This is a genomic window from Staphylococcus caprae, from assembly GCF_002902725.1.
GTDB classification, from domain to species: domain Bacteria; phylum Bacillota; class Bacilli; order Staphylococcales; family Staphylococcaceae; genus Staphylococcus; species Staphylococcus caprae.
The window spans coordinates 1-3,988 of the sequence record NZ_PPRT01000083.1 but is presented as its reverse complement, the minus strand read 5'-3'; the positions used below and the strand labels follow the sequence as shown (position 1 = coordinate 3,988).

General features: G+C 29.6%; 3 protein-coding genes. All 3 read left to right on the top strand.

Translation table 11 applies throughout. The features are described 5' to 3' along the window. The first annotated feature begins 197 nt into the window (after positions 1 to 197). Positions 198 to 2,048: a tyrosine decarboxylase gene (tdc, locus tag CD155_RS11955; protein ID WP_103213427.1), complete on the top strand. Its 1,851-nt coding sequence runs from the start codon at positions 198 to 200 to the stop codon at positions 2,046 to 2,048. A gap of 60 nt (positions 2,049 to 2,108) precedes the next feature. Next, a complete protein-coding gene (gene nhaC / locus CD155_RS11950) occupies positions 2,109 to 3,506 on the top strand; it encodes a Na+/H+ antiporter NhaC (protein WP_103213426.1) in 1,398 nt (465 codons plus the stop codon). 109 nt (positions 3,507 to 3,615) lie between these two features. Beyond that, positions 3,616 to 3,988, top strand: a 373-nt coding sequence (locus CD155_RS11945) for a DUF443 family protein (protein WP_142382861.1), incomplete at its 3' end; no start/stop codon positions are given.

The window sequence follows — 3,988 nt, the reverse complement described above, 5'->3', positions numbered from 1 at the left end:
ATTTAGTAAATTTTTTAAATTATGCGAAGTTGCCTTATTTTTTATAAATTAATTTAGTGTAAAATCACTAATTTAAAGTGCATCTTATTGAGATTTTTTTATTTGTAAAACGTTCATAAAATTTCCGTAGATTTTTTGATGAAAATCATATATTAGGAGGGGGCTTGAACGGGATAAAATACTAGGAGGTATTATTTATGAATAAAAAAAACTTAGAGAAAAATGATTTAAAATTACATGCATTATTTATAGGAGACAAAGCTGAAAATGGCCAGCTATATAAAGAAATGCTAATTAATTTGGTTGATGAACATCTTGGTTGGCGACAAAATTACATGCCTCAAGATCGACCAATGATTACACCTCAAGAAAAAAATTCAGAAAAATACATAAAAACGGTAAATCATATGAATGAAGTAATGAATGAAATTTCTGCACGGATGAGAACGCATTCAGTTCCATGGCACACTGCTGGACGATATTGGGGACATATGAATACAGAAACTTTAATGCCGTCTATTTTAGCCTATAATTTTGCCATGTTATGGAATGGAAATAATGTTGCTTATGAATCTTCTCCAGCTACTTCTCAAATGGAAGAAGAAGTGGGATATGAATTCGCTGATTTAATGAGTTACAAAAATGGATGGGGACATATTGTCGCTGATGGTTCTTTAGCAAACCTAGAAGGATTATGGTATGCACGTAATATCAAATCTCTTCCTTTAGCTATGAAAGAAGTAGCTCCTGAATTAGTAGAAGGAAAATCTGAATGGGAATTACTAAATATGTCAACAAAAGAAATTGTAGACTTAACTGAAAAAGCAGGAGAAAAATTCGATGATATAAAAAATAATTCAGCAAGAAGTGGAAGAAATTTACGAAAATTAGGTAAATGGTTGGTTCCCCGAACTAAGCATTATTCATGGTTAAAATCAGCAGATATTATTGGCATTGGCTTAGATCAAGTAGTATCTGTTCCAGTAGATGATTCATATAGAATGGATATAGATGAATTAGAAAAAATTGTAAGACAATTAGCTTCAGATGAAATCCCAATACTAGGCGTAGTCGGAGTAGTTGGATCAACGGAAGAAGGAGCGATTGACAGTATAGATAAAATTGTTAATCTCAGAGAAAAATTAATGATGGAAGGTATTTATTATTATATTCATGTAGATGCTGCTTACGGTGGTTATGGTAGATCTATTTTCTTAGATGAAGACAATGAATTTATTCCATATGAAAATTTAGGAGAAGTTCATAAAGAATATGGTGTATTTACAGAAAATAAAAAATTTATAACTAAAGAGGTTTATGACGCCTATAAAGCTATAGAATTAACTGAATCTGTTACAATCGACCCTCATAAAATGGGCTATATTCCCTATTCTGCAGGTGGCATTGTAATTAAAGATATTAGAATGAGAGAAGTAATTTCATATTTTGCTACTTATGTATTTGAAAAAGGAGCAGAAGTTCCTGCACTATTGGGTGCATATATCTTAGAAGGATCTAAAGCAGGAGCAACAGCTGTAGCTGTCTGGGCTGCACATCATGTACTACCATTAAATATTTCTGGTTACGGAAAATTAATAGGTGCCTCTATGGAAGGCGCTTTAAGATTTTATGATTTCTTAAATCAACAATCATTTAAAGTTGGTGATAAAGAAATTGAAGTTCATTCACTAGTACGCCCTGATTTCAATATGGTAGATTATGTGTTTAAAGAAAAAGGTAATAATGATTTAGTAGAAATGAATAAATTAAACCATGCTTTTTATGAACAAGCATCATATGTAGCTGAAAATATTTACAATAATGAATTTATCACGTCTCATACTGATTTTGCTATTTCTGATTATGGAAATAGCCCACTCAATTTTGTGAAAGATTTAGGATTTTCTGAAGAAGAATGGTATAGAGCTGGTAAAGTAACAATATTAAGAGCTGCTGTACTTACTCCTTATATGAATGAACAAGAAAACTTTGAAAAATATGTACCGAAAATACAAGCTGCAATGCAAGATAAATTAAGAAATATATGAAAATAAATGAGTATTTTTAAGATGATTATATAGTATTTATCTTAAAAGGAAGTGTACATAATGAATGGCCAAGAAATTAGTAAGAAGAAAGAAGTATCTTTTATAGAAAGTTTTATTATCTTAGTATCCCTATTAATCATATTAGGATACCTTATCATAATAGAAAAACTACCTCCCCATGTACCTATTTTATTAGTGTTTATGATTTTAATATTCTATGGAAAATTTAAAGGATTTACTTGGGATGAAATACAAGATGGAATTGTTTCAAGAATAAGTTCTGGTATCATACCAATAATAATATTTTTATTAATAGGAGTTTTAGTAGCGACATGGATAATGTCAGGTACAATTCCAACAATAATGGTCTATGGATTTAAAATAATTTCTATAAGATTTTTTTTACTAACTGTTTTTATTGTATGTAGTATTGTAGGAGTTACAGTGGGTAGTTCTTTTACTACAATTTCTACTATGGGTATAGCATTTTTAGGTATTGGGCATATTTTAGGATTTGATAATGCCATGACTGCTGGGGCAATAGTATCTGGTGCATTTTTAGGAAATAATATTTCACCATTGTCCGACACAACTAATTTAGCAGCAGGTATTGGAAAAGTGAATTTATTTGAGCATATTTTAAATGTTAAGTGGACAGCTATACCGGCATTGTTATTATCTAGTATTGGTTATATTTTGTTAGGTGCGCCAAATATTTCTTCTGATTTAAGTGGTGTTAAATCTATGATAAGCACATTAAACGAAGGATTTTGGATTTCCCCAATTACTTTAGTACCAGTAATATTTCTTTTATTGTTTGCTTGGAAAAAAGTGCCGGCAATTCCAACATTATTAGTTGGATCAGTAGTAGCCATTATCTTATCATTAATTAATAATCCTCATTTAAGCTTTCAAAATATCGGAAAAGTAATAATGACAGGATATGTATCACATACTGGAAGTAAAAACATTGATGTTCTTTTGTCTAGAGGTGGTATATCTAGTATGTTGAGTTCTGCGTGCTTAATTATTTTAGCTTTAGGACTAGGCGGATTGTTGATTAAATTTAAAATAATATCTACATTGATAATAAAAATTAAAAATTTTGTAAATGCTCCATTTAAATTAGTAAGTCTTACAGCGCTAAGTTCGATAATGGTAAATTTACTTGTGGGAGAACAGTATTTATCTGTCATTCTTCCGGGAGAAACATTTAGAAAATCATTTGATTGGCTGAGATTAAATAAAAAATATTTAACAAGAACACTTGCTGATGCAGGCGTTGCTGTTAACGCATTAATTCCTTGGGGAGTAAGTGGTACTTTTATAATGGGAGCGCTTAAAGTAAGTGCCTTAGAATATTTACCTTATGCATTTTTCCCACTGCTATGTCCTATAATAACCATTATTTTAGGATTTACATTGAAAAATAAAATATCAAAAAATAAGATGACGTGACATAAATAACAATGCTTGCTAAAGACATTGTATTAAGTAGATTATATAAAAATATCGATAAAAGACTTTAAAACTACGATAGCTTGAACTATAAAAATACTTTAAAGGAATGTGGGTAATCATCGATAACATAACTATTGAAACGATTAAAAAAAACAGTAAATATAAATTAATACACTATAGAGATTCACACTATATTATTGATTTAAATCAGAATAAATTAACTTATATTTTCCCATTACTGAATTATGTGACAAGAAAATCATTAGTAGAAGTAAAAGAAAAAGACCTTAATGATATTAAAACTATCTTCACTTCAAAAGAGGAAAAAGAAAAGAGAGATTCTTTAACAATCTTAGCATCAGGTATAAGTGGTTTTATCGCCATTACAACTAAGTCCATTACGGATTATTTAGAATTCACGACTAATATGTACATAAATGTATTCATATTACTATTAACTATATTACCTACTTTAGCAT

What these genes read in the sequence shown, in the direction of transcription:
- tdc (WP_103213427.1), top strand. Translation starts at nt 198, where the DNA reads ATGAATAAAAAAAACTTAGAGAAAAATGATTTAAAATTACATGCATTA.
- nhaC (WP_103213426.1), top strand. Translation starts at nt 2,109, where the DNA reads ATGAATGGCCAAGAAATTAGTAAGAAGAAAGAAGTATCTTTTATAGAA.